General features: G+C 48.7%; 21 protein-coding genes. 7 read left to right on the top strand and 14 right to left on the bottom strand.

Annotated elements, in window-relative coordinates:
- Window positions 1-6: 6 nt before the first annotated feature.
- A complete protein-coding gene (gene relA / locus K0H59_RS05980; RefSeq protein WP_011716213.1) occupies window positions 7-2,214 on the bottom strand; it encodes a GTP diphosphokinase in 2,208 nt (735 codons plus the stop codon).
- Window positions 2,215-2,403: 189 nt separating this feature from the next.
- Complete coding sequence (gene rlmD, locus K0H59_RS05975) at window positions 2,404-3,753, bottom strand: 23S rRNA (uracil(1939)-C(5))-methyltransferase RlmD (RefSeq protein ID WP_220054956.1); 1,350 nt, start codon at window positions 3,751-3,753, stop codon at window positions 2,404-2,406.
- Window positions 3,754-3,854: 101 nt separating this feature from the next.
- Here rlmD and barA point away from each other — a divergent pair, with 101 nt between their 5' ends.
- From barA to K0H59_RS05960, 3 genes are all read left to right on the top strand, one after another.
- Window positions 3,855-6,662: a two-component sensor histidine kinase BarA gene (gene barA / locus K0H59_RS05970; protein ID WP_220054955.1), complete on the top strand. Its 2,808-nt coding sequence runs from the start codon at window positions 3,855-3,857 to the stop codon at window positions 6,660-6,662.
- Window positions 6,637-7,236: a YjaG family protein gene (locus tag K0H59_RS05965; RefSeq protein WP_011716210.1), complete on the top strand. Its 600-nt coding sequence runs from the start codon at window positions 6,637-6,639 to the stop codon at window positions 7,234-7,236. The genes barA and K0H59_RS05965 overlap by 26 nt, the downstream gene beginning before the upstream one ends.
- Before the next feature lie 97 nt (window positions 7,237-7,333).
- Complete coding sequence (locus K0H59_RS05960) at window positions 7,334-7,567, top strand: DUF3319 domain-containing protein (RefSeq protein WP_011625558.1); 234 nt, start codon at window positions 7,334-7,336, stop codon at window positions 7,565-7,567.
- Window positions 7,568-7,572: 5 nt separating this feature from the next.
- On the opposite strand, the gene lldR is transcribed toward K0H59_RS05960, so the two are convergent.
- Window positions 7,573-8,472 carry a LysR family transcriptional regulator LldR gene (gene lldR, locus K0H59_RS05955; RefSeq protein ID WP_088210817.1) on the bottom strand — a complete coding sequence of 300 codons (900 nt, stop codon included), beginning with the start codon at window positions 8,470-8,472 and terminating at the stop codon, window positions 7,573-7,575.
- Between the two features lie 276 nt (window positions 8,473-8,748).
- On the opposite strand from lldR, the gene K0H59_RS05950 reads away from it, so the two are divergent.
- The 3 genes from K0H59_RS05950 to K0H59_RS05940 all read left to right on the top strand — a co-directional run bounded on the left by K0H59_RS05950 (window position 8,749) and on the right by K0H59_RS05940 (window position 12,788).
- Complete coding sequence (locus K0H59_RS05950; RefSeq protein ID WP_089068228.1) at window positions 8,749-9,711, top strand: AEC family transporter; 963 nt, start codon at window positions 8,749-8,751, stop codon at window positions 9,709-9,711.
- Between the two features lie 129 nt (window positions 9,712-9,840).
- Complete coding sequence (gene recN / locus K0H59_RS05945) at window positions 9,841-11,499, top strand: DNA repair protein RecN (RefSeq protein WP_088210819.1); 1,659 nt, start codon at window positions 9,841-9,843, stop codon at window positions 11,497-11,499.
- A gap of 413 nt (window positions 11,500-11,912) precedes the next feature.
- The gene (locus K0H59_RS05940; RefSeq protein ID WP_088210820.1) at window positions 11,913-12,788 is read left to right on the top strand and encodes a universal stress protein; all 876 of its coding nucleotides are present in this window, start codon (window positions 11,913-11,915) and stop codon (window positions 12,786-12,788) included.
- 71 nt (window positions 12,789-12,859) lie between these two features.
- Here the strand turns inward: K0H59_RS05940 and K0H59_RS05935 are convergent, their stop codons facing one another.
- The 9 genes from K0H59_RS05935 to glyA form a co-directional block, all read right to left on the bottom strand.
- Window positions 12,860-13,354: a phosphatidylglycerophosphatase A gene (locus tag K0H59_RS05935; RefSeq protein WP_088210821.1), complete on the bottom strand. Its 495-nt coding sequence runs from the start codon at window positions 13,352-13,354 to the stop codon at window positions 12,860-12,862.
- Window positions 13,354-14,310, bottom strand: coding sequence for a thiamine-phosphate kinase (thiL, locus tag K0H59_RS05930; RefSeq protein ID WP_011716204.1), 957 nt, complete (start codon window positions 14,308-14,310; stop codon window positions 13,354-13,356). The genes K0H59_RS05935 and thiL overlap by 1 nt, the downstream gene beginning before the upstream one ends.
- Window positions 14,311-14,388: 78 nt before the next feature.
- The gene (nusB, locus tag K0H59_RS05925) at window positions 14,389-14,793 is read right to left on the bottom strand and encodes a transcription antitermination factor NusB (RefSeq protein ID WP_088210822.1); all 405 of its coding nucleotides are present in this window, start codon (window positions 14,791-14,793) and stop codon (window positions 14,389-14,391) included.
- A 14-nt stretch (window positions 14,794-14,807) separates the two neighbouring features.
- Window positions 14,808-15,284: a 6,7-dimethyl-8-ribityllumazine synthase gene (gene ribE / locus K0H59_RS05920; protein ID WP_011073313.1), complete on the bottom strand. Its 477-nt coding sequence runs from the start codon at window positions 15,282-15,284 to the stop codon at window positions 14,808-14,810.
- 139 nt (window positions 15,285-15,423) lie between these two features.
- Window positions 15,424-16,527, bottom strand: coding sequence for a bifunctional 3,4-dihydroxy-2-butanone-4-phosphate synthase/GTP cyclohydrolase II (gene ribBA, locus K0H59_RS05915; RefSeq protein ID WP_011716202.1), 1,104 nt, complete (start codon window positions 16,525-16,527; stop codon window positions 15,424-15,426).
- Window positions 16,528-16,594: 67 nt separating this feature from the next.
- The gene (locus K0H59_RS05910; RefSeq protein WP_088210823.1) at window positions 16,595-17,248 is read right to left on the bottom strand and encodes a riboflavin synthase; all 654 of its coding nucleotides are present in this window, start codon (window positions 17,246-17,248) and stop codon (window positions 16,595-16,597) included.
- Between the two features lie 7 nt (window positions 17,249-17,255).
- Complete coding sequence (gene ribD, locus K0H59_RS05905) at window positions 17,256-18,401, bottom strand: bifunctional diaminohydroxyphosphoribosylaminopyrimidine deaminase/5-amino-6-(5-phosphoribosylamino)uracil reductase RibD (protein WP_220054954.1); 1,146 nt, start codon at window positions 18,399-18,401, stop codon at window positions 17,256-17,258.
- Between the two features lie 75 nt (window positions 18,402-18,476).
- Window positions 18,477-18,926 carry a transcriptional regulator NrdR gene (gene nrdR, locus K0H59_RS05900; RefSeq protein WP_011073317.1) on the bottom strand — a complete coding sequence of 150 codons (450 nt, stop codon included), beginning with the start codon at window positions 18,924-18,926 and terminating at the stop codon, window positions 18,477-18,479.
- Between the two features lie 210 nt (window positions 18,927-19,136).
- Window positions 19,137-20,390 carry a serine hydroxymethyltransferase gene (gene glyA, locus K0H59_RS05895; RefSeq protein ID WP_011625551.1) on the bottom strand — a complete coding sequence of 418 codons (1,254 nt, stop codon included), beginning with the start codon at window positions 20,388-20,390 and terminating at the stop codon, window positions 19,137-19,139.
- 190 nt (window positions 20,391-20,580) lie between these two features.
- Here glyA and ettA point away from each other — a divergent pair, with 190 nt between their 5' ends.
- Window positions 20,581-22,248, top strand: coding sequence for an energy-dependent translational throttle protein EttA (ettA, locus tag K0H59_RS05890; protein WP_220054953.1), 1,668 nt, complete (start codon window positions 20,581-20,583; stop codon window positions 22,246-22,248).
- A gap of 74 nt (window positions 22,249-22,322) precedes the next feature.
- On the opposite strand, the gene K0H59_RS05885 is transcribed toward ettA, so the two are convergent.
- A complete protein-coding gene (locus tag K0H59_RS05885; protein WP_220054952.1) occupies window positions 22,323-23,330 on the bottom strand; it encodes a TIGR00341 family protein in 1,008 nt (335 codons plus the stop codon).
- A gap of 266 nt (window positions 23,331-23,596) precedes the next feature.
- Entirely contained in the window at window positions 23,597-24,520 is a 924-nt protein-coding gene (locus K0H59_RS05880; RefSeq protein WP_220054951.1) for a LysR family transcriptional regulator, read from the bottom strand.
- Window positions 24,521-24,554 lie beyond the last annotated feature (34 nt).

Here is a 24,554-nt window from a genome sequence, read left to right as displayed (position 1 = left end):
CTAACCTTAAAGCCGTCTTGCTTCTATCACGCTATCGACTTGGGAGAGCTTAGATAACACCCGCGATAAGCCATCGAGGTTATAAAGCTCCAATTCAAGCTCGATTGCCGCGGTTTGATTCTTAATATCCGATGACGAGCTCATGGCGAGCACATTGGACTTTTCGGCGGCGAGTACCGAGGTGAGATCCCGCAATAATCCACTGCGATCATGGGCCAAGACCCGCAGGCGCATGCGATAACCACCTGAATAATTCTCGCCCCAAACCACATCGACGCCACGTTCTGGGTGAACGCGCATTAACTCTTTCACCTGCTCACAGTCGGAGCGATGCACAGAAATACCGCGCCCTTTGGTGATAAAGCCCAAAATCTCATCCCCAGGTACGGGCTGGCAGCAACGGGCGATATGGCTGAGTAAGTTACCCACGCCATTCACCTCCACCTGTCCTCGGCTATTGGTGCCAGATTTGGGTTGGCTCTTCTTAACTAGTTCTTCAACCGCATCTTCTTCGCTCGCCTCATCGAGGCGCAACTTACTTTGGATATGGTTAACAACCTGATGTAAACGCACATCACCGCCGCCGATAGCGGCAAGCAAGTCGTCCATACTCGCCATATTAAAGCGCTCAACGGCGATGGCAGCATCTTTGATTTTAAGGCTGACTCGCGCCAGCTCGGCTTCGAGCATTTCTTTACCAGCGATAATGTTTTTATCGCGGTCTTGCTGCTTAAACCAATGCTGAATTTTCGAGCGCGCCCGCGATGTGCGGATATAGCCTAAGTTTGGATTGAGCCAATCGCGCTTAGGATTGGGGTGCTTCGAGGTGATGATCTCGATACGCTCGCCCGTTTCAACCTGGTAGGTAAACGGCACAATCCGGCCATCGACCTTAGCGCCGATACACTTATGGCCAACCTGCGAGTGAATATAGTAGGCAAAGTCGAGCACGGTTGAGCCGAGCGGCAAGTCAACGACTTCACCACTTGGAGTAAAGACATAGACTCTGTCTTCAAACACTTGGCTGCGGACTTCTTCGACCAAATTGCCGCTTTCGACCACGTCTTCCTGCCATTGCAGAATTTTACGCAGCCAATTGATTTTTTCTTCGTAGCCGCTCTGTTTGCCGGAGTGATTACCTTCCTTGTATTTCCAGTGCGCGGCAACACCCAGCTCTGCATCTTCATGCATATCTTGGGTACGAATTTGAATTTCAACGGTTTTACCTTCTGGCCCCACCACAACAGTATGGATGGATTGATAACCGTTAGGTTTAGGGTTGGCCACGTAGTCATCAAACTCGCGTGGAATATGATGCCAAAGAGTGTGCACGACCCCTAAGGCGCCGTAACAGTCCTGCAAACGTTCGGTGACAATCCGCACGGCGCGCACGTCAAACAACTCATCAAACTTGAGGTGTTTGCCCTTCATTTTGCGCCAAATGCTGTAGATATGTTTTGGACGACCATAGACCTTAGCGCGGATATGATCCTCATCGAGGCGCTGCTGCAACTGCTCGACAAATTTTTCGATATAGACTTCGCGGTCTAACCGCTTACCATCTAGCTGTTTCGCAATGTCCTTGTAGGTATCTGGATGCAGATAACGGAAGGAAATATCTTCTAATTCCCACTTTAACTGACCAATACCCAAACGGTTCGCGAGCGGCGCATAGATGTCGGCAATTTCGCGGGCCAGCAAGACGCGGGTTTCTTCATCGGCATTTTTCACGGCGCGAAGCAAACAAACACGCTCGGCCAGTTTAATCACCACGGCGCGCACGTCTTCGACCATCGCCAGCAACATGCGGCGGATATTGTCGATTTGCGGCTCGCTTGAGCGGCTATTGGGATTGATTTTTAACGCGCCAATCGCATCCATGGTCACGACGCTGGCAACTAACCGCGCCAGCGGCTCGCCAAATTTTTCTTTGATCGCCTCTTCATTTAGTAAGCCAGCATCAAACACCACAAATAGGATGGCCGCTTGCAGCGTCTCGATATCCATGTTCAATGGCGCGAGGATTTCAATCATCTCGCGGGCACGTTCGAGCAGTTCTCTTTTCGCGGCAGGACTCTTAGCGGGTAAGGCTTCCACCTGTGCAATCAGGGTGAGTAAGGTTTGCGCCTCCTCGACATGACTGACATAGCGAGCCACCCAATCTTCAAGATGAAAATCGGGATCATTAAAGTGCGCTTCGCGAACAGAGACCATCTAATTTATTTCCTTATTCGTGCTCAAAGAAAAGTGGCACCACCTCGGCACTCCTATCTTCAGCATTGGCACGGACTTGTCAAACCCAACGAGACGAAACTTCACATTTTTTACGTTATTCAAACGCTTTGCTTACTTTACACTCGAATAACGCGGGCAAGTGAGGAAACCTTGCCCAATCGATAAGCCTTATTTTGCAAGCTCAAACAATGCCATGGCTTCGATATGATGTGTCTGTGGGAACATATCGATTAAGCCTAACTTTTGTAACTTGTAACCACGTTCGAGCAACACCGCACTGTCGCGGGCCAAGCTCGCCGGATTACAAGAGACATACACCACTTGGCGGGGTTTCATCTTCTTAAGCCATTGCAAACTCTCAAACGCCCCCGCGCGGGCAGGATCGAGTAGCAACTTATCAATCTTACCCATCCAAGGCTCGCAGGATAAATCGGCGCTTAAGTCGCCATGGTAAAAGGTTAAATTGCTTAAGCCATTCGCCGCCGCGTTTTCGCGGGCTTGGCTAACCATTTCTGGCACCCCTTCAACCCCAATCACTTCGGCGCCCAGTTTAGCTAAAGGCAAACTGAAGTTCCCCATACCGCAGAAGAGATCGAGAATTCGCTCACCCGGCTGTGGTGCTAACCAGTCTAACGCCTGCGCCACCATGGCCTTGTTGATTTGCGCATTCACTTGCACAAAGTTACCTGGGGTAAATGTTAAGCTCACAGGCGTTGCATCGGCGTTATCATCAAGCAACTGGTAAACGGGCAATAACAGCGAGCCATTCACCCCATGGAACTCGCCGTTGTTGTCTTGCAAACAAATATGGATTTGATGCTGCTCAGCAAACTGCGCAAGCTTAGCCATGTCCTTATCATTTAAGGATTTAGTGATCCGAATAACCGCAAAATGGCCGTTGTCGGCATCAATCAATTCTACATGCCCAAGGCTCGATTTGGCCGCCAGTTGATTAAGCAACTTAGCAAATGGGGCGATTAAATCCGCTAAGGGTTTCGCCAAGACTAAACAGGTATCAATAGGCACCACTTGGTTGCTGCTCGAGGCGCGAAACCCTAGGCTCAACTGCTTGGTATTTTTATCAAATAGGGTCGCAAGGCGGGCGCGGCGACGATAGTGCCAACCTTCGCCCGTCAATGCAGGCACTGAGTTGCCTTCGGCGCCAGCAAATTTGGCCATAATATCAACCAAGGCCGCGGACTTATGCTCGCGCTGGCCAGCTAATGACATATGCTGTAAATCGCAGCCGCCACAAGTTTGGTAATGTGGGCATAGCGGCGTGACTCGCTCAGCGCTCGGCGTCTCAACTTTAATCAGCTTGGCTCGGGCATAGTTTTTCTTTTGTTCGGTCAGCTGCGCCTGCACGGTTTCATTCGGCAAGGCGCCGGGGATAAATACGACTTTTCCCTGATGTTGTGCTATACCTGCCCCTAGATGATCCAGCTGATGCACGCTAAAAGATTGCTTCGCGGACAGTTGCTTGGAACTATTTGGTTTTGCTTTAAAAAATTGTGCCATTTCGGCCTCTAAATCAATAAAAAACTGGTAAAGACCGCCCTTTTTCTGGCAGTCTTATAAAATTATATCGTCCCTAGAATTTAGGAAACTGCGCTGCTGCTATGAACCCTGTCAACAACATGACCAAATACAGCTTACGTTCCTGGGTTCTGGTGCTTGCGCTTGCGCCGACGATCTTAGTCGGTATTCTGCTGGGCAGCTACTTTACCATAAATCGCTTCTATGAACTCGAAGATACGCTGATTGAACAGGGCAGCAATATTATCGAACCTTTAGCGATTGCCAGTGAAGTGGGACTCGTGGGCAATGACAGGGAAGCGACCAAACGGCTCCTCGCCGCAGCCCAACTGAATAAATCCACGCTCGTTAAATCCATCGCTATTTTTGACATTCAAAATCAACTGTTTGTCACATCGCATTACCACAAAGATTTCGAAATCATGCGCTATAAAGAGGCGCTGACCAATCTGCACAAAACCGAAATCGAACATGTGGGCGACAGCCTTATCCTACGCACACCGATTTTTGCCACCGCACCACCTGCGGCGGGGACGCCCGTCAATTTTGATATCCAAACCGATAATGGCGAGCTGCTTGGCTATATTTCGGTGATTATCAATAAAGAACGCGCGCTGCTCGAACAACACAGGGCCGCCGTGGCCGCCTTTATTATCGTCTTGATTGGGGTGCAATTAAACCTGTTGTTTACCTTTCGTCTGGTTAAAAACGTTACCCAGCCAATTACCGAAATGGTACGGGTGGTCGCCAAAATCCGTGAGGGTAAACTCGATGCCAGGCTTGAGGGCAATCTTATCGGTGAGCTGGATTTGCTTAAACGCGGTATTAACGCCATGGCGGGCTCGCTATCGGAATATCACGATGAGATGCAGCAAAATATCGATCAGGCAACTTCGGATCTACGGGAAACCTTAGAGCAGATTGAGATCCAAAACGTCGAGCTCGACTTAGCCAAAAAACGCGCGCTGGAGGCCAGCCGCATTAAGTCGGAGTTCTTGGCGAACATGTCCCACGAGCTGCGCACACCATTAAACGGCGTGATAGGCTTTGCCCGTCAACTCGTTAAAACCCCGCTGCACTCGAGCCAAGTCGATTACATTAATACCATCGAGCGCAGCGCGACTAACCTACTGGCGATTATCAACGATATTCTCGACTTCTCTAAACTCGAAGCCGGCAAAATGGTGTTAGAAAATATGCCATTCGGCCTAAGGGAAACCTTAGGTGAGACAATCACTTTAATCTCCGGTAGCGCGCAGGCCAAAGGGCTGGAATTGGTAGTCGATATTGCGCCCAACGTCCCCGATAATGTTAACGGCGATGCGATGCGTGTTTGCCAAATTATCAATAACTTAGTGGGAAATGCTATCAAGTTTACCGATTCGGGCAGCGTGTTGGTCAAGTTAGAGTTACAAAACCAGACCGATGATCAAGTGGTGCTGCGCTGTGATGTGATTGATACCGGCATTGGGATTGATGAAAACCAACAGGACTTCCTGTTCCAAGCCTTTGGCCAAGCGGACTCCTCGATTTCTCGCCGCTTTGGAGGCACTGGGCTAGGGCTGGTCATCACTAAGCGCCTCGTCAATCAAATGGGCGGCCAAATTGGCTTTACCTCTTCGGTGGATAAGGGGTCTAACTTCTGGTTCACCCTGCCATTGGGTCTAGGTCAATTCCAGATTGGCGATTCGCTGCCCTTTGAAAAGCTTAAAGACAAAACCGTGCTGTTTTACGAACCCAGAGTACTCACCCATTCGGTGATTAGTCGCCAGCTAAAACAGTGGGATACAAAAGTGACTCACCATCAACACATTCCGAGCTTGCTGACGACGCTCTCGACCACAGAGCATCAGTTCGATTATGTGCTGTTGAGTTGCCATGGATTTAGCAATCCGAATCAATTGGTCAGTACCCTAAATCAAGCTAAGAGTAAAACAGATTGCTTGATTGTGCTGTTCGATTGCCAAGAGCAGGAAGTACTAAGCCAATTTATTCGCCCCAATGCCGATGTGGTGTTGTCACTGCCGGTGAGTGAACACCAATTGGCGCGTAATATGCTCTATCCACCAATGGAATACGACATTTTACCTCCCGTGGCGATTACCGTTCCCGCCGCGCGTCAGTCCCTTACTGTGTTGGCGGTGGATGATAACTTTGCCAATTTAAAACTGATTGATACCCTGCTTAACGAGTTAGTGACGACCGTCATCGCCGTTAACAGCGGTGAAGAAGCCGTCAAACAAGCCAAGAGTCGCACCTTTGATCTTATCTTTATGGATATTCAGATGCCGGGCACCGACGGCATCAGCGCCACTAAGCAAATCCGCCAAGGGTCGATGAACCGCAACACGCCCATTATTGCCGTGACCGCCCACGCGATTGCCGAGGAACGTGAGTTGATTTTAGGCAGCGGCATGGATGGTTACTTGCCTAAACCTATCGACGAAGCCGCCCTCAAAGCGGAGATAAACCGCTGGATAACTCGGCCCAAGTTCACCCACTTCGATTTACACACCCTCAACTGGGATCTTTGCTTAACCCAAGCCAACCATAAGTCGGATTTAGCTTTGGATATGCTGCGCATGTTATTGGATTCCTTGCCTCAAACTGTCTCGGCAATTGAGACTGCGCTGAGTAAGAACGATCAAACGACTATGCTCACCACTATCCATAAACTCCATGGTGCCAGTTGCTATTGCGGAGTACCGACCACACAGCGATTATGCCAAGAGATTGAATCGGCATTGAAACGTGATGCCCGTGTCGAAGATCTCGAACCGGAAATACTAGAGTTACTTGATGAGCTAACTAAGGTAGAATCGGCGGCAAAACAAGTGCTATCACAGCTATCAGCGGAAATAACAGATGACCAAAAAAACGGGCTTCTTTAAGCGTTTAAAGGCGCTAGAACTACCACAGAAAAAACTCTTTGCCATTGCCCTTTGCCAACGAATGTTACCTAACTATCAATTGTTTTCAGAGGTTTGCGAGTTTGGCGATCCTGCGGTATTAAGCACTGTGCTCGATCTTCTTTGGCAATCCCAGTACGACAACAAGCTGAAATTCAACATTGATGTGCATCTACAGCGCTTAGAAGATAACACCCCTGAACCCGCCGATTTTGATAACTATGGCGTATACCCAGCGATGGATGCCGTGGTTGCTCTGTCTACGTTACTCGGTGCGATTCAAACCGATCTTGAAGAAGATATCACCAATATCAGCAAGTTATCCTCAAGCACTGTGGCGAACTACATTGAGACCATCAGCGATGTGGATTTAACCGATGATGCCTTAGATGACTATGTCTTCGCCCATGAAGTGATGGAAGAAGAGCGTGAACTGCAGAATACACTGCTGGAAATCATCGAAGAAAATCCTAAGATCACCGCAGAGTTGGTGAAAGGTTTACGCAAAGAGATTATCGAAGCGGGTGTCTCGAATATCGGTATTAGCGTCGCGTAAATGAGTCCTGCTACCTAAGAGTGGTTCACTATTAGGTAGCATCTTACCCAAGGGATAACACTGCGAGGGATAGGATTAAGCCAAGTATCCATTCAATATGAAAAAACTCGTTTACCAAGGATTTATCTTAACCAATAGCGAAGGTCGCACCGATACCTGGAAACTCACCATAGGCCAGCAAAGCCGTATTGGTTCTCTGTTTGAACTGCGCCGTTTAGTCAATTACTACCTTGAACTGGGGATAGTGCCTGCCACCCGCGCTAGCCTGCAAGAGGCGAAGCAGACCCAAAACTCCATGAGTAAAAATCCGCTAAAACCCCGCAAACGCTAACGAGCTTAAATCATCGAAAACAGCTCGGGCGCCTTAGACTGCATAAACTCTATAAATACTTTTACCTTTAGCGGCTGCTGACTCCGCTGGTGGTACAGAATCGATATTCTGCGCTGCTCACCTATCCATTCGGGCAAGAGTACTTTTAACTGCCCCTCTTTAATCTGCTGTTTTACAAATAATTCTGGGCCATATAGAATGCCGCCGTGATCGAGAGTCGCCTGAATTGCACCGTGTAGATCCGTGAGCGTGAGCTTTGTCGGGCCATTAAAATAAAACGACTCGCCATTCGGGTGCTTTAAGTGCCAGTTAAACAGTGGCCACACTTTAATTAACTGATGGGCTTCAAGATCATCGGGATGGGTTAACTTAGGCGCCGAGGCTAAATATTCCGGCGTAGCAAACAGGCGGTAATCGAGCTCGCCTAAGGTGCTCGACACCCAAGAGGAATCGGGCTGGGCACCGCCCACAATCGCGACATCGATCCCTTTATCAATTAAATCCACCAACTCATTGCTTTGGGAAATATGCAGGCGAATATCGGGATATAAACGCCCAAACTCGTTCAATGCACGGATAAAGATGATAGAAATAATCGAAATCGGCGCCGCTATTCGCAATGTTCCTTCGGGCTTATCACTGCCAACACCACTGAGTTCATCAAATTGGGCAATGACGCTCTGGTAGCGTTGAAATAAAGCTAGGCCTTCTTCGGTTAACCGCAGCTTACGAGTGCTACGCATAAACAATTGCTTATCGAGCTTCTCCTCAAGTTTGGCCAGCTTACGGCTCACAGTGGCGATGGGCATATCGAGCTCTTTAGCCGCTTGGGAAAAACTCCCCGCATTCACTAAATGCACAAACAGATAAATTAACTGCAGCTCGGCGCCTATATCATCAGCCATTTTCTATCCCAATCGTTTATGTGAGTGCTTGCGTTCAGACTACGCACTAACTCATTGTGTTTTAAACGTAGAATTATTCACTTCTACGACCATAGCGCAATAGCCTCTAGAGGGAATGCTATGCTATTTTGCTAACAGATTTACTGCGCTAGCGCCGATTATCGTCAATTCGCTGAAATAACATCCCAACCGACCTCACCTTGGCGGCTTGAATGAAATCAAGCATCACTAAGGCTATCTCGCGGGATAAGCAACACAAAAGGATGAGTGAGGGTCATGAACATTTTAACCCCTCTGTTTGCCGTCTTCGGGATCATGCTACTGGGCACACTAGTGCAAAAACTGCGCTTTCTTCCAGTAGAAACAGACCAAGTACTCAATCAATATGTTTACTATATTGCGTTTCCTGCCATCCTCTTGATAGCACTAGCGCAGCAGCCCATTGAAGAGATCCTACAGTGGGGATTTATCGCCGGGTACAGCGCAGCCATGTTGGTGATTTACCTCGTTTGTATCGGCATCTCCCTACTGGTTAATCCTAAACAACATGCAATTGCCGCCGTGCGCGCCCTAAATGCGACTTTTGGTAATACCGCATTTATTGGTATTCCACTCCTTATCATCTTATTTCCCCAGCAACAAAGTGCCTTAGTTGCCGCTGCAATTGCCAGTTTATTGTCCGTACTCATGTTTGCCGTGGCCTTGGTCTCGCTAGAACTCGCCACCAATAAACAGCGGCAACATCACGCCGCAGTGATCATGCTGTTAGCCGTGGTGAAAAACCCAATTGTGATTGGTTGTTTTATTGGCGTGGCCATCTCGGCATTAGGGATAACTCTCCCCTCAGGCTTGGCAATGATGATCCAGCAGATAGGCAATACCTCCAGTCCCTGTGCCCTCTTTGCCGTCGGCATGGTGTTGGCTAAAGCTATGCGCTATCAAAAAGATAGCAAGGTCTTTAGCCTGACAAACTTTATCGAACTGAGCCTGATCAACCTGTTTAAACTTATCCTGCAACCCGCCTTGGTTTACTTCATGTTAAAAGGCGTGGGTGTCACGGGCGACTATCTCGTTATGGGCGTCATCCTCAGCGCCTTACCCACTGCGGCAAGTGTCTATCTGTTGGCTCAACGCTATAACACTCAAGCCTCCAGCAGTGCTCAAGGGATACTCTTTGGCACTATAGTGACCTTTTTCAGCTTACCCATTCTGGAGCAACTCGTTAAAACCTATTCATAAACAACTAATTAGATTTTACAATATAGCGACATGTCGAATATTCACCCAAAGCCACTTTACTGTATATAAATTCAGTATATACTGTTTATCAATACAGTGATTTGGTAAGTTTTTCGACAGGAACTCACTATGCTTTGCCAACTCAGCATCAACAATTTCGCTATCGTACGTTTCCTTGAACTGGACTTTCGCCCCGGTATGACCAGCATTACTGGTGAAACTGGCGCGGGGAAATCCATTGCCATCGACGCGCTAGGTTTGTGCCTAGGCAACCGTGCCGATGCCAGCAGTGTTCGCCCTGGCGCGAGCAAAACCGAAGTCAGTGCCCGATTTTCACTCGAGGATGTGCCTCTGGCAAAACGCTGGCTCGAAGATAACGATCTCGAACTCGATGATGAGTGTATTCTGCGTCGAACCATTGGCAGTGATGGCCGGTCACGCGCCTATATCAATGGCAATCCTGTGCCGTTAACTCAACTGAAATTACTGGGACAATTGCTTGTGGGGATCCATGGCCAGCACGCCCACCATGCAATGTTAAAGAGTGAACACCAGCTCACCTTACTCGATAGCTACGCCAATCACAGACTACTGATAGACACAGTAGCGGCAAGCTATCAGCGCTGTAAACAAATTGAAGCCGAACTCAAACAATTAGAAGCCTCACAGCAGGAACGTATCGCCCGTAAACAACTGGTGCAATATCAAGTTGAAGAGTTAGATGAGTTTGATCTCAAGGTCGGTGAATTTGAAGAGATTGAACAGGAACACAAACGCCTAGCAAACGGCACCGAGTTGGTTGATAGCTGCCAAGCCAGCCTGTTTTTGCTCACCGATGGCGAAGAAAGCAATATCGAGTCACTACTGAATAAAGCCGTTGGCCTTGCAGAGAATTTGCAAAGCTATGATCCCGCATTAACCAATGTCAGCACCATGCTGAACGAAGCGCTAATTCAAGTGCAAGAGAGCGCTGGCGAATTGCAGCACTACCTAAGTAAACTTGAACTCGACCCCGCGCATTTTGCCTATTTAGAGGAAAGGCTCTCTAAAGCCATGCAACTGGCCCGTAAGCACCATGTTAGCCCAGACAAATTAGCCGAGCATCATCTCGCCCTCAAGTCAGAACTCACCACACTCGATGATGATGAAAATAAGCTAGAAGATATCCAACGCCAAGTGGAGGCCAGTAAAGTGGCCTACCTCACTAACGCGCAAAAGCTGAGTCAGAGCCGCGCCCGTTATGCGAAAGAGTTGGATAAGTTGGTGACTCAATCCATTCACGAACTCAATATGCCTAAGGGGAAGTTCACCATTGAAGTGAATTTCAACCCAGAAATCATGTCGATGAATGGCAGCGATAATATAGAGTTTATGGTCACCACCAACCCAGGCCAGCCGTTACAACCTATATCTAGGGTTGCCTCAGGCGGCGAATTGTCACGTATTGGCCTTGGTATTCAAGTCATTACCGCGAAAAAGGTTGCCACTCCGACACTCATTTTCGACGAGGTGGATGTTGGGATCTCAGGTCCCACAGCAGCTGTGGTTGGACGTATGCTACGTAGCCTTGGCGAATCGACCCAAGTGCTGTGCGTGACCCATTTACCGCAAGTTGCTGGTAATGGCCATCAACATATGTTTGTGAATAAATTCAACAAGGCGGGAAGTACTGAAACCACTATGACGCCTTTAGATAGGGAACAACGTATCCAAGAGCTCGCCAGATTACTCGGTGGCGATACGATTACCACCAACACCTTAGCCAATGCACGGGAGTTATTACAGTAGTCATTCGCTTAATCCTGTAAATAAAGATGTACACATAATGAAGGTTCTGAGAGAGCCTTCATTTTTATTGTGCAGAATAATTATCCAAGCTAAAGCATAAATAATATTGATTTTAGAATACGTTAGAATATTCAAACAACCTAATATCTAAATACTAGAGACCAAATACCCTATGATGATAAAAATCACCCTTAGTGAAGGGTGAATGAATAAATTTTTATATAAATAGGCATGATTATAAAAAAATATTCGAAAACACTATCGTGGATTAAGGTAACTACATGATATTTAATTATTAACTTTAGTTAGATTATTATCGGCTAGATTGCAAATTTAATAGCGATAATTAATATTACCGTATGAGCCCTATTTTCCTAGACTTAATTACCTCTCAGGTCAATAGGAGTTTTAGCATGCCTTTCCAGCATATTCTCGCGGCGGTGGATGAATCAGTTCCCCCCAACGCGGTTCTAAAAAAGTCCGTCGTATTGGCCAGGAAATGCCACGCATCGTTAACTATCCTAAAAGTGAAACGAACCCACAATTTTAATCTTAATCTGTTATTTCATAGAGATAAGTCTAAGATAATGCCTGATGACAGGCGAAAGCCTATCTTGGCCTATCCCGATAAACAATATCCAATCCGTATAAAGGAATGCCTTTCCCATTCAATTCATAATGCAATCGTCAATGAATGTAGCCAGTTAGATTACGACCTCATCATCGTCAGTCATAAATTCTATCCACCTTTCTTCAGTGAATTTTTAATTGCAGATGAATGGCAATTACTGAGATTGCCTAATATTCCGGTGATGTTTGTCGATCTTGAAGATTGGCACGAAAATGGTCACGTACTCACCGCCCTTGAACTAGACAATGAAAATACCAGTCACCTTGAGTTTAATGAAACGCTGATAGAAGAAAGTAAACGGATTGCAACCTTATTATCTAATGATCTGCACTTAATTAACAGTTACTTGCCCGATCCCTTCTATATGAGCTTTAATCAACAGCCACAAGAACAACTCTGTGAACGGGACAAATATAAGGCAAGACTCACCACAGTGGCACGGCAGCATAATCTCAACACACGCAACTTACACATTGAAGAAGGCTTGCCCGAAGATACGATTGCCAAGGAAGCACGTAGACTCAACGTCAATATGCTGGTGATGGGCAGCGCCGAACGCAAAGGCATGTTGAGCGCATTCAAAGGTAATGCGGCGCGAAATATCATTAACAAACTGCGAACCGACCTCTTTATTGTCAAACCGAGACATCCGCATTAAAGCATCAATACAAACAAAAGCCGCCTTTAGTCTTCACTAAAGGCGGCTTAATTAACACAAAACTACTTTTGTTAATGGATAAAAGCCGCCAGGGCCTGCACACCAATAAGCGCAAAAATGCCAGCTAATACATCGTCGATCATAATGCCAAAGCCACCTTCGACCTTGGCATCGAGCCAACGGATTGGCCAAGGTTTGATGATGTCAAAGAGACGAAACAGCACAAAACCAACGACTAACCAGAGCACTCCGGCTGGCGCGGCAATCATAGTGATTAATAGACCCGCCACTTCATCCCAAACGATTGCACCATGGTCATGTACGCCCATGTCCTTAGCCGCCTTATCGCAGATATAAATCCCCGCGAGTATGCATACTAAGGTCACGGCTAAATACCAACTCAAGGGCAATTGCGCCAATAACAAATAGAGCGGAACTGCCGCTAAGGTACCAAAAGTGCCGGGCGCCTTTGCCGCTAAACCGCTGCCAAAGCCTAATGCTAAAAAATGGATCGGATTTTTAAGAGACAGGCGCGACAGCGCATGATCTTGGGATAACAACTTCATTAAAAATGCTCAAAACCATGATATGGCGGCGTAAACGGCTCACCATTGAGTTGCAATTTAAGTTTACTGCCCGCGCAAATTTGCCCAACCCGCACAAACTTAGTCCCAGCGTGGCTCAGTGCTGTTTCTAACGCACCTTTTTGCGCCTCTGGCACGGTAAAGAGCAGCTCATAATCCTCGCCCCCCGTTAGCGCATAACCTAAGGCATGCTCTTCACTCACGGTATCTTGCATGGCGCGGGACAACGGAATCGTGCCCACATCCACGACCGCGCCTACCTGCGATGCTTTGAGGATATGGCCAATGTCGGAGATAAAACCGTCGGATAAGTCGATGGCACTGGATGCCAAAGACCGTAACGATTGACCCGCTAACACTCGAGGCGTCGGACGATAATGGCGATTGATTAAGAACTCTTTATGCTCCGCACGCGCATGCTGCACGCCACGGATCAAATCCAGCCCTAATGCCGAATCGCCTAGCGTACCGGTCACATAAATCCAGTCACCCGCTTTTGCACCGTGGCGAGTCAATGCCTTACCCTGCGGCACTTGTCCATGCACGGTAATGTTAATGGCTCTAGGGCCGCGGGTAGTATCGCCACCAATAAGGGCAATACCATAGTATTCAGCTGCTTCGAAGAGTCCCTCACTAAAGCCACTCAGCCAGGCTTCGTTAACCTCTGGCAAAGTAAGCGCAAGCGTCATCCACGCAGGCTCAGCACCCATAGCGGCTAAATCGGAAAGATTCACGGCTAAGGCTTTGTAACCTAAGGCTTGAGGGGGAATATCGGGGAAGAAGTGAACGTTTTCGACTAAGGTATCGCAGGAGATGGCGATCGACTTGTTTTCGGCGGGCTGCACTAGGGCGCAATCGTCGCCAATACTCAGTTTGACATCACGGCGCGTGGGACCGCGGTGATTGAAATAACATTCAATAAGTTGGAATTCTTTCACTGTACAGTTTGGCGCGACTCACATCGGCCACCTTTGTTAGCAATGAAAAACGGCATCCTAAGATACCGTTTGTCCTTATTACTTACGTGCAACCAGTTTGTCGAGTAATCCATTAACAAACTTATGGCTTTCATCCGCACCGAAAGCTTTAGCCAGTTCAATCGCCTCGTTAATCGCGACTTTGAACGGCACATCTTTACGGAAAGTCAGCTCATAGGCCGCTAAGCGAACTATGGCCTTCTCCACTGGCGACACCTCATCAATGGGGCGGTCTAAGTGTGGAATGAACAACTCATCCAGTTGGGTTTTCTTAGTTGCTACGCCTGCAAATAACTCACGAAAATAAGCTATATCTACACCGTCGAGGCTTTGTTCAGTTAAAAACTCATGCTCGACATCGGCAATATTATTCCCGCTTAGTTGCCATGAATAAATGGCTTGTACGGCTAAACGGCGGGCCTTGCGGCGCTCAGAAGGCTTCATTATTTTTCCTACTATTACAACTGTTGTTCTAGCTGTTGCAGAACATTGACCATTTCAAGCAAGCTTAGCGCAGCTTCGCCGCCCTTGTTACCTGCTTTAGTACCTGAACGCTCAATGGCTTGTTCAATGGTATCTGTCGTCAATACACCGAAGGCAACGGGCAGATCGAACTCTAATGCGATTTGAGCTAGACCTTTGTTACATTCACCTGCAACAAAATCAAAATGAGGGGTACCACCACGGATCACAGCACCAAGTGCGATGATACCGTCAAACTTACCACTTGCGGCAACACGACGTGCAGCCAGCGGTAACTCAACCGCACCAGGTACACGGACGACAGTGATGTTTTCATCACTGACTTGGCCAAAACGTTTCAGCGTGTCAAGTGCACCTTCAAGCAGGCTCTCAACTAAAAAGCTGTTAAAACGCGAAATTACAATCGCAACTTTGGCATTCTTCGCTTCGATATTACCTTGAACTACGTTCATTTTCTTACCTAATTTAGCTAAAGCACCCGGCTTGGGCGAAAAGTGGCGACATGATACCACAGTCAATCGCCCACAGCCCTATGCAAATTATACAAATGATTAATTTTACCTTAGTGCAACGTCTAACAAGCTCGGCCTGTTACTCCGCTACGTATTCCGTCACTTCAAGCCCAAAGCCAGAGAGCGAGTGATAACGCTTAGGCGAACTTAAGAGACGCATTTTGGTTACCCCAAGGCTGGCAAGGATTTGCGAACCTACACCCACGCGGCGTGAAGTGCCTTGCCATTTTGCAGAGGCTGGCGCTTGACCTTGATCTTCTGCTTCAAAGGCTTTGACTTTAGAGAGAATTTCACAGGTATGCTCTTGATTGCCCAGTAGCACCAACACTCCACCTTCGGCAGAAATGCGCTCCATGGCTTTTTCAAGCGGCCAGCTACGCTGCTGATCGCGCTCCGAGTGGAGTAAATCGTTGAAGGTATTTTGTAAATGTACGCGCACTAAGCAATCCGGTTTCACCTCGCCCTTCACTAAGGCAAAGTGCAGTTGATTGTCGATAGTGTCCCTAAAGGTCACCATATCGAACTCACCAAAGCGGGTTGGCAGTTTACATTTGGCTTCGCGCACGACTGTGGTTTCTTTGGTGTTACGGTATTCGATAAGCGCCGCAATAGTGCCGATTTTAATCCCATGTAATTCAGAGAAAATCTCTAAATCGGGGCGACGAGCCATAGTGCCGTCTTCATTGAGGATCTCAACAATCACCCCCGATGGCTCAAGCCCAGCTAAACGGGCTAAATCACAGCCCGCTTCAGTGTGACCTGCGCGGGTTAACACGCCGCCGTCCTGCGCCATTAATGGGAAGATATGACCAGGTTGTACTAAATCCGATGCCTTGGCATCTTTAGCCACGGCCGCTTTAACCGTTACGGCGCGATCGTGGGCCGAAATCCCGGTGGTTACGCCTTCTGCCGCTTCAATCGATACCGTAAAGTTAGTCGAGAACTGCGCATTGTTGTTAGTCACCATCAAGGGCAGGTTTAACTGCTGGCAACGGGCCTTAGTCATCGTTTGGCAGATGAGTCCACGACCGTATTTCGCCATAAAGTTAATCGCTTCTGGCGTCACCAGCTCGGCCGCCATAATCAGGTCGCCTTCGTTTTCTCTGTCTTCGTCATCCATCAAAATAACCATTTTGCCTTGACGAATATCCTCGATGATCTCTTCTATACTGTGCAGCGCCATTGTAGGACCTTTATGATTTTACAGTTGTTATGAAATTCTATACCTAAGTGAGCTAAGTGCCAGTGCCCTAACGCACAAAGCCAGCACGGGCTAACATTTCCATGGTCACCCCGCCTTGGGTTTCTTTAGTGTCAAAGCGCATTAAACGCTCTAAATAGCGGGCGATTAAATCCACTTCAATATTCACCTTATCACCGGCTTTTAAATCCACCAGTGTGGTTTCACCCGCCGTATGAGGCACTATGGTTAAACGAAAACGGTATCCATCGACCTCGTTTACCGTGAGGCTCACACCATCGATGGTGATAGAACCTTTATGGGCGATATAGCGAGCTAGCTCCGCAGGCGCCGCTAACCAAAACTCAATCGCTTGACCACGAGCAAGACGCTGCTCTACGGTGGCAATGCCATCCACATGGCCGCTCACCATGTGCCCGCCGAGGCGAGTTGTCGGGGTAACGGCTTTTTCAAGATTAACCTTGGTGCCCACTTTATAGTTAGCAAAGCCTGTGAGACTGACAGTTTCAGCCGACACATCCGCCACATAGCCATCGGCTAATTGCTGAACCACAGTCAAACACACACCATTGGTGGCGATACTGTCGCCTAAACGCACATCGCTTAAATCCAGTTTGCCACTGGCGACCGTTAAACGAATATCATCGCCCTTACGTTCAAGTTTTCGCAGCGTGCCTACGGCCTCAATAATCCCAGTAAACATGGTTAACTCACTTATTCGCTAAAAATGGATTGGACGTGAGCCGCAAGGTGAAACGCATATCCGCGCCCACTTTACGCTCATCGACCAGTTTGAGGGTCGGAATATCGGCCATCATTTGATAATCGGGTAATTCGAGTAGATTACGTCCTTGTGCGCCAAGGATTTTCATCGCTTGATACAGCACTAACTCATCGGCTAATCCCGCGCCGATAAAGGCACCCGCTAAGGTCGCGCCCGCTTCGATAAGCACCTGATTACAGCTTTTGCCTAAATAGCTTAAGAGTGCGGGCAGCGAGATTCGACCATCAATCGCCGGTAATTGAAGACAAGTCACATGGGCGGGCAACTGCGCCACAAAGGCTGGCAAGTAAGGCTCTGTTGAGACTAATAAAATCGGCGATTCAATCGCAAGCAAGGCTGCCGTAATCGGCATGCGGCAGCGACTATCTAAAATCACCCGCAGCGGTTGTAAAATTTGCGCTTCACTCAATTGCGAGCTAAGACTGCCAAGCTCTGAGTCGCGCACATTGAGCGAAGGGTCATCGGCCAGCACGGTTTCAATCCCAGTGACCAGTGCGCAGGCGCGCAAACGTAAGCGCTGCACATCGCGGCGAGCTTCGGGGCCTGTAATCCACTTAGAGACACCGTTGGATAGCGCGGTTTTACCATCGAGACTCGCGGCAAGCTTTACCGTCACCCAAGGTAGGCCCGACTCCATGCGCTTCATAAAACCAAGATTTAAAGCGTAAGCTTCGTCGCGATGTAAACCGACATCCACTTGAATGCCCGCATCGCGCAGCATTTGGATACCGCGGCCACCCACCTGCGGATTGGGATCTTCAACCGCGACCACTACACGTTTTACACCAATATTGATCAGCGCCAAGGCACACGGCGGTGTGCGGCCATAATGGCTACAAGGTTCTAAGGTGACATAGGCGGTGGCGCCACGGGCAAGCTCGCCAGCCATCCGCAGTGCATGCACCTCGGCGTGGGGCTCGCCAGCTTTTTGATGATAACCTTCACCAACAATCTGATTATCTTTTACGATAACGCAGCCCACACTGGGATTGGGGCGAGTGGTATAAAATCCTTTGCGAGCCAGTTGTATGGCTCGGCTCATCATCTGGTTATCGAGTTCTGACCAATTCATATAAACCCTATGAAATCTTGAGGAAGCGTGCCCGAATGCGGCGCAAAACGAGGCGCTAACCTAAGATAACCCACATTACTTTTGCAGTTTCGCAATCGCCTCGCCAAATTCGGAGACGTCTTCAAAGGCGCGATAAACCGAGGCAAAACGAATATAGGCAACCTTATCTAAGCTCATTAACTGTTCCATCATCAAGTTACCTATCATCTCAGATGGCACTTCACGCTCGCCAGTAGCCCGCAGCGTTGACTTGATTTTACTTAAGGCCTGCTCGATTTCATCCATAGACACGGGACGCTTTTCGACCGCGCGTAACATACCTGCTTGCAGCTTTTCCTCATCGAAGGGTTGGCGCGTGCCATCACGTTTAATCACCCGTGGCATGACTAATTCAGCCCCTTCGAAGGTGGTAAATCTTTCGTGGCATTCGGTGCATTCTCGGCGACGACGCACTTGATGGCCTTCCGCCACTAATCGGGAATCGATCACTTTAGTATCTGTCGCGCTGCAAAATGGACAATGCATTGAGCCTCCTGCCGTGAATGGAATAAAGCCTATGGCTTTCGCTGTAGCTTGCTTAAACCGAGCGGGTTTAAGTCTAAGATTTTAGCAATAAAAATGGCCGCTTAATGCGGCCATGGGATTTTATCCTATTTATCGGCTGAGGTTAACTACCTAAGAGTGACCCCCTAAGCAGTTGTGAACTCAGCCGCCATATTCAGATAAATTAACGAATTAACCGTAAACAGGGAAACGGGCGCACAGTGCCAATACTTGGCCTTTTACGCGCTCGATGACTGCAGGGTTGTGGGCATCGTCGAGGATGTCACAGATCCAACCGGTTAACTCTTTCGCTTCAGCTTCTTTAAAGCCACGGCGAGTGATCGCAGGCGTACCGATACGCACACCAGAGGTCACGAAAGGAGAGCGTGGATCGTTTGGCACAGAGTTTTTGTTTACTGTGATGTTCGCACTACCTAAAGCGGCATCGGCTTCTTTACCCGTCAGGTCGCGACCAATTAAGTCCACCAGCATCAAGTGGTTGTCAGTACCGCCAGAAACGATCTTGTAACCGCGCTCTAAGAACACTTCAACCATGGCTTTAGCGTTCTTAACCACTTGTTGTTGGTAAGCTTTGAACTCTGGCTCTAAAGCTTCTTTGAAGGCTACCGCTTTACCCGCGATAACGTGCATCAAAGGACCACCTTGACCGCCAGGGAATACCGCTGAGTTCAGCTTTTTGTATAGCTCTTCATCATCGGCAGCAGACAGAATGATACCACCACGAGGACCGGCTAAGGTCTTGTGAGTGGTTGACGTCACAACGTGCGCGTGTGGCACAGGGTTTGGATACACACCAGCGGCGATAAGACCCGCAACGTGCGCCATGTCGACAAACAGGTAAGCACCGATTTTGTCTGCGATTTCGCGCATTCTTGCCCAGTCAACGATACCTGAGTAAGCAGAGAAACCACCGATCATCATCTTAGGCTTATGTTCAACCGCCAGACGTTCCATTTCGTCGTAGTCGATTTTGCCTGATTCATCGATACCGTAAGGAATGATGTTGTACAGTCTACCGGAGAAGTTAACAGGTGAACCGTGGGTCAAGTGACCACCGTGAGCGAGGTTCATACCTAAAACGGTATCGCCTGGTTTTAACAATGCCATGTAAACGGCGCTGTTTGCTTGAGAACCTGAATGAGGTTGTACGTTTGCGTAGGTCGCACCAAACAGTTGTTTTGCACGCTCAATCGCTAAGGTTTCAACTACGTCCACATACTCACAACCACCGTAATAACGCTTGCCAGGATAACCTTCGGCGTACTTGTTGGTTAATTGTGAACCTTGCGCTTGCATCACGCGTGGACTGGTGTAGTTTTCAGAAGCAATCAGCTCAATATGCTCTTCTTGACGCAGAGTTTCGTTCTGAATTGCGTTGAACAGTTCCGGATCATAATCTGCGATATTCATATCTTTTTTCAGCATTGCTTACTCCAGCTGCCAATTCTTGTAGGTAGGGTTGCGCGGTATTCTACTCGTAACTAGCCGACAATCCCAGTCTCTGAAACATGAAAATCCTACAGTTTTACCTTGAACTCGCCTCAATGCCGAGTTGAGTTCGGCGCGCAATCGAGTAGAATTAGCCGCATCATTAGTCACTTATAGATGCAGAAAAATGGCTCAGTTTGTTTACAGCATGCTGCGGGTGGGCAAGGTTGTTCCTCCCAAGAAGCAGATCCTTAAAGACATTTCCTTAAGCTTTTTCCCCGGCGCTAAGATCGGTGTGTTAGGTCTTAACGGTTCAGGTAAATCCACCCTACTGCGCATCATGGCCGGTATCGATACCGAGATTGAAGGTGAAGCGCGTCCAATGCCAGGGCTGAAGATTGGTTACCTGCCGCAAGAACCGAAACTCGATCCGACGCAAACCGTGCGTGAAGCGATTGAAGAAGCGGTTTCTGAAGCCAAAAATGCCCTCAAACGCTTAGACGAAGTCTATGCCGCTTACGCGGATCCCGATGCGGACTTTGACTCGCTTGCCAAAGAGCAGGGCGAACTCGAAGCGATCATTCAAGCGCAGGACGCCCACAATCTGGATAACATCCTCGAGCGTGCGGCGAACGCCCTGCGTCTGCCAGATTGGGACGAGAAGATTGAAGTCTTATCGGGTGGTGAGCGCCGTCGTGTGGCGATTTGTCGTCTGCTGCTGGAAAAACCAGAGATGCTGCTGCTCGACGAACCCACCAACCACTTGGACGCCGAATCAGTCGCTTGGCTCGAACACTTCCTGCAGGAATATTCGGGCACCGTTGTGGCGATTACCCACGACCGTTACTTCCTCGACAATGCCGCTGGCTGGATTTTAGAACTTGACCGTGGTGAGGGTATCCCATGGGAAGGCAACTACTCTTCATGGCTTGAGCAAAAAGATGCTCGCTTAAAGCAGGAATCTGCCGCTGAAAGCGCCCGTCAAAAGACCATCGCTAAGGAATTAGAATGGGTTCGCCAAGGTGCGAAAGGCCGTCAGTCTAAGGGCAAAGCCCGTATGGCGCGCTTCGAAGAGCTGAATACCACTGATTACCAAAAACGTAACGAAACCAACGAGCTGTTTATTCCGCCCGGACCGCGTTTAGGTGACAAAGTGATTGAGGTTAACAACTTAACCAAATCCTATGGTGACCGCGTGCTGATCGATAACCTGTCGTTCTCCATTCCTAAGGGCGCGATCGTCGGTATTATCGGTGCCAACGGCGCAGGTAAATCGACCCTGTTCCGTATGCTGTCAGGCAGCGAGCAACCGGATAGCGGCACCATCGAGTTAGGTGAAACCGTGCAACTGGCGTCGGTTGAACAGTTCCGCGACTCAATGAATGACAAGAACACCATTTGGCAAGAAATCTCTGGTGGTCAAGACATCATGCGTATCAACAACATGGAAATCCCAAGCCGCGCCTATGTGGGCCGCTTCAACTTCCGTGGCGCGGATCAACAGAAGGTTATCGGCACTCTGTCGGGCGGTGAACGTAACCGTGTTCACTTAGCTAAACTGCTGCAAGCTGGCGGTAACGTACTGCTCCTCGACGAACCAACCAACGACTTAGACGTTGAAACCCTGCGCGCACTGGAGGAAGCGATCCTCGAGTTCCCAGGTTGCGCTATGGTGATCTCGCACGACCGTTGGTTCTTAGACCGTATCGCGACCCATATTCTGGACTACCGCGACGAAGGCCAAGTGAACTTCTACGAAGGTAACTACACCGAATACTCTGCGTGGTTGAAGAACACCTATGGTGCCGATGTGGTTGAGCCACACCGCTTAAAATACAAGCGTATGACCAAGTAAGCGCAATCGTTTATAGGTACATAAAAAGCCCCGCAATTGCGGGGCTTTCTTTTAATGCACAAAAGTTAAGCCTACTAATCCTGCTCCTGAATCGCTTTAACATCACCATCGCGGTCAATCACATCGACCTGAAAGTAACGCACGCGCACGGTCGCTGGTTTTTCTTGCCCCGCCTGCGTCAACTCACTCTCCAGTAGTTGCACAAAGCTGGCATCTGGTTTTTTTATTCCGCCAACGGTCACCCTCACTATCCATTGACTGGCCTCTTCCTCAATCCCAACTTTAATCAACCGCATATTGGGGAACTTGAGTAGCTGCTCGCTCACAATGCGAGTCACTTTGCTCTCATACAATTGCCTTGCCACCACATTATGCAGATTCACGCTGAGGGCAATGACTAAAATAACCAGCAGGATCAATGTGATGAAGTTACGTTTCAGCAACTCCCACAGTGAGCTTTTTTGCCAAAAATAAAATCCATGAAAACCGTTCAACCACAGCACCACGGAGGACACAAATTGGATGGCGACTATGTTGGTAAACGTCAGTAAGAAGGCTCCTCGGGCGAGTTCAAAATTACCATGACCTAGCAATATCGCCGAGGCACACAGAGGCGGCACTAATGCGGTAGCAATCGCCACCCCCACAAAGGAAGTACTTAACCGCGGCGAAATAGTCGCATAGGCACCTGCCGCACCGCCCGCAAACGCGACCATTAAATCGAGAAAGTTCGGCGCCGTTCTCGCCATGATCTCCGGCGTGATAGGAATATCGGAATGCAGAAAGCCAATTAAAAAGGCGGTGAAATAAACCAGAATACTCCCCACGATTAAACTCTTAATGGCATGGCGAACTAAGAGTTTTTCCCCTTCTACCAGTCCTAATGCCAAGCCTAAAATGGGGGAAAACAGCATAGCGACAATCATGGCGCCAATGACCACGGCAGCGCTGTTGGCCAAGAGTCCGTAGCTGGCGATGATGGCCGCTAGGGTGTTCATCGCCAAAAAGGGCACATCGAGCTGGGCATTGACGCGAATATTCGCGCGGGTAATTTCTTTGTGATCTTTAATATCTTCGCTCATATCGTCTGCTCAGCAAGGGAGGGTGGGACCTAAGTTGCACATTTAAAACAAAAATATCCCAACCAATATAGCTGAACAGAAAATAGCCGCAATGGGCTTTAAGCGTCTGACGCAAAATATAAATCGAAGGAAGGAGCGGGGGCTGAATAACGATTCCCAAATGACGTTAACCGAGGGACAGAGTCGAACGAACAACGCAACCCAGTCACCGCTATCTCATAGAGATGCAAACACAAGTTGCAAGTCGCGCATTCAAGATCACGCCCTTATATTGCCCCATTAAAATGCTGCACTAGCATATCCATCATCACCCTTAATGCGGGCTGCATATGTTTGCGGGATTGATACACCCCATACACGCCTAGGGATTGAGGTTTATATTCCCGCAGCAATGGCACTAATGCCCCCGAATCGATGTGCGGTTTTGCCGCCCACAGGGGCTGCATGGCAATTCCCTCCCCCGCCAAGGTGGCATTTAACACCACCATAGAGTCATTGGCACTTAGATTGCCCTTCACCGGAATATTAAATACCTGCCCAACTCCCTGCGTTAGTGTCACCCTCGCGGCGACAGGCGTTTGAGTGAATCGCCACATCACATCGCCAAAGTAGGAATAGGTCAGGCAGTTATGCCGGGTTAAATCCTCGGGATGCGTGATGGCCGAATGGCTGGCAAGATAACTCGGTGCAGCGCACACCACAGACTCACACTCGCCTAAACGTCTTGCGATAAGCGTAGGGTCGAGTTCGTTGGTGATTCGAATGGCAAGATCGATTCGTTCAGCCACTAAATCAACGGTTTGACTCGTCACATGAAAATTCACACTCGCCTGTGGGTATTGGGCCAAATATGGACGCACGACGGTGGGAAGGAGTAAATGCGCCATAAATTGCGAGCAACTGATCCGCAGTAGCCCTCGGGGCTGGGCACTCTGAGCATGACTGACGGCGGGCACTTCCTGCGCTAGCTCAAGCAAGCGCTGACAATAATCGAGCACTTGCTCCCCCGCACTGGTCAAGCTCAAACGTCTTGTGGAGCGGTGCAATAAACGGGCGCCCGACCATTCTTCCATCTCGGCCAAATAACGGGTCACCATGGAGCGCGACATGTCTAACGCCTCGGCGGCGCCAACCATGCTCCCCCGTTCGACAATAGTCACAAACACTTTTGCCGCTTCGAGTCTATCCATGGTAATTCTCCCTTGTGGATTAGCTTGCACTAGA

Source organism: Shewanella sp. FJAT-51649 (assembly GCF_019457435.1).
GTDB classification, from domain to species: Bacteria; Pseudomonadota; Gammaproteobacteria; order Enterobacterales; family Shewanellaceae; genus Shewanella; species Shewanella mangrovisoli.
The sequence above is the reverse complement of the archived record's forward strand: the minus strand, read 5'-3'. Positions and strand labels throughout refer to the sequence as shown.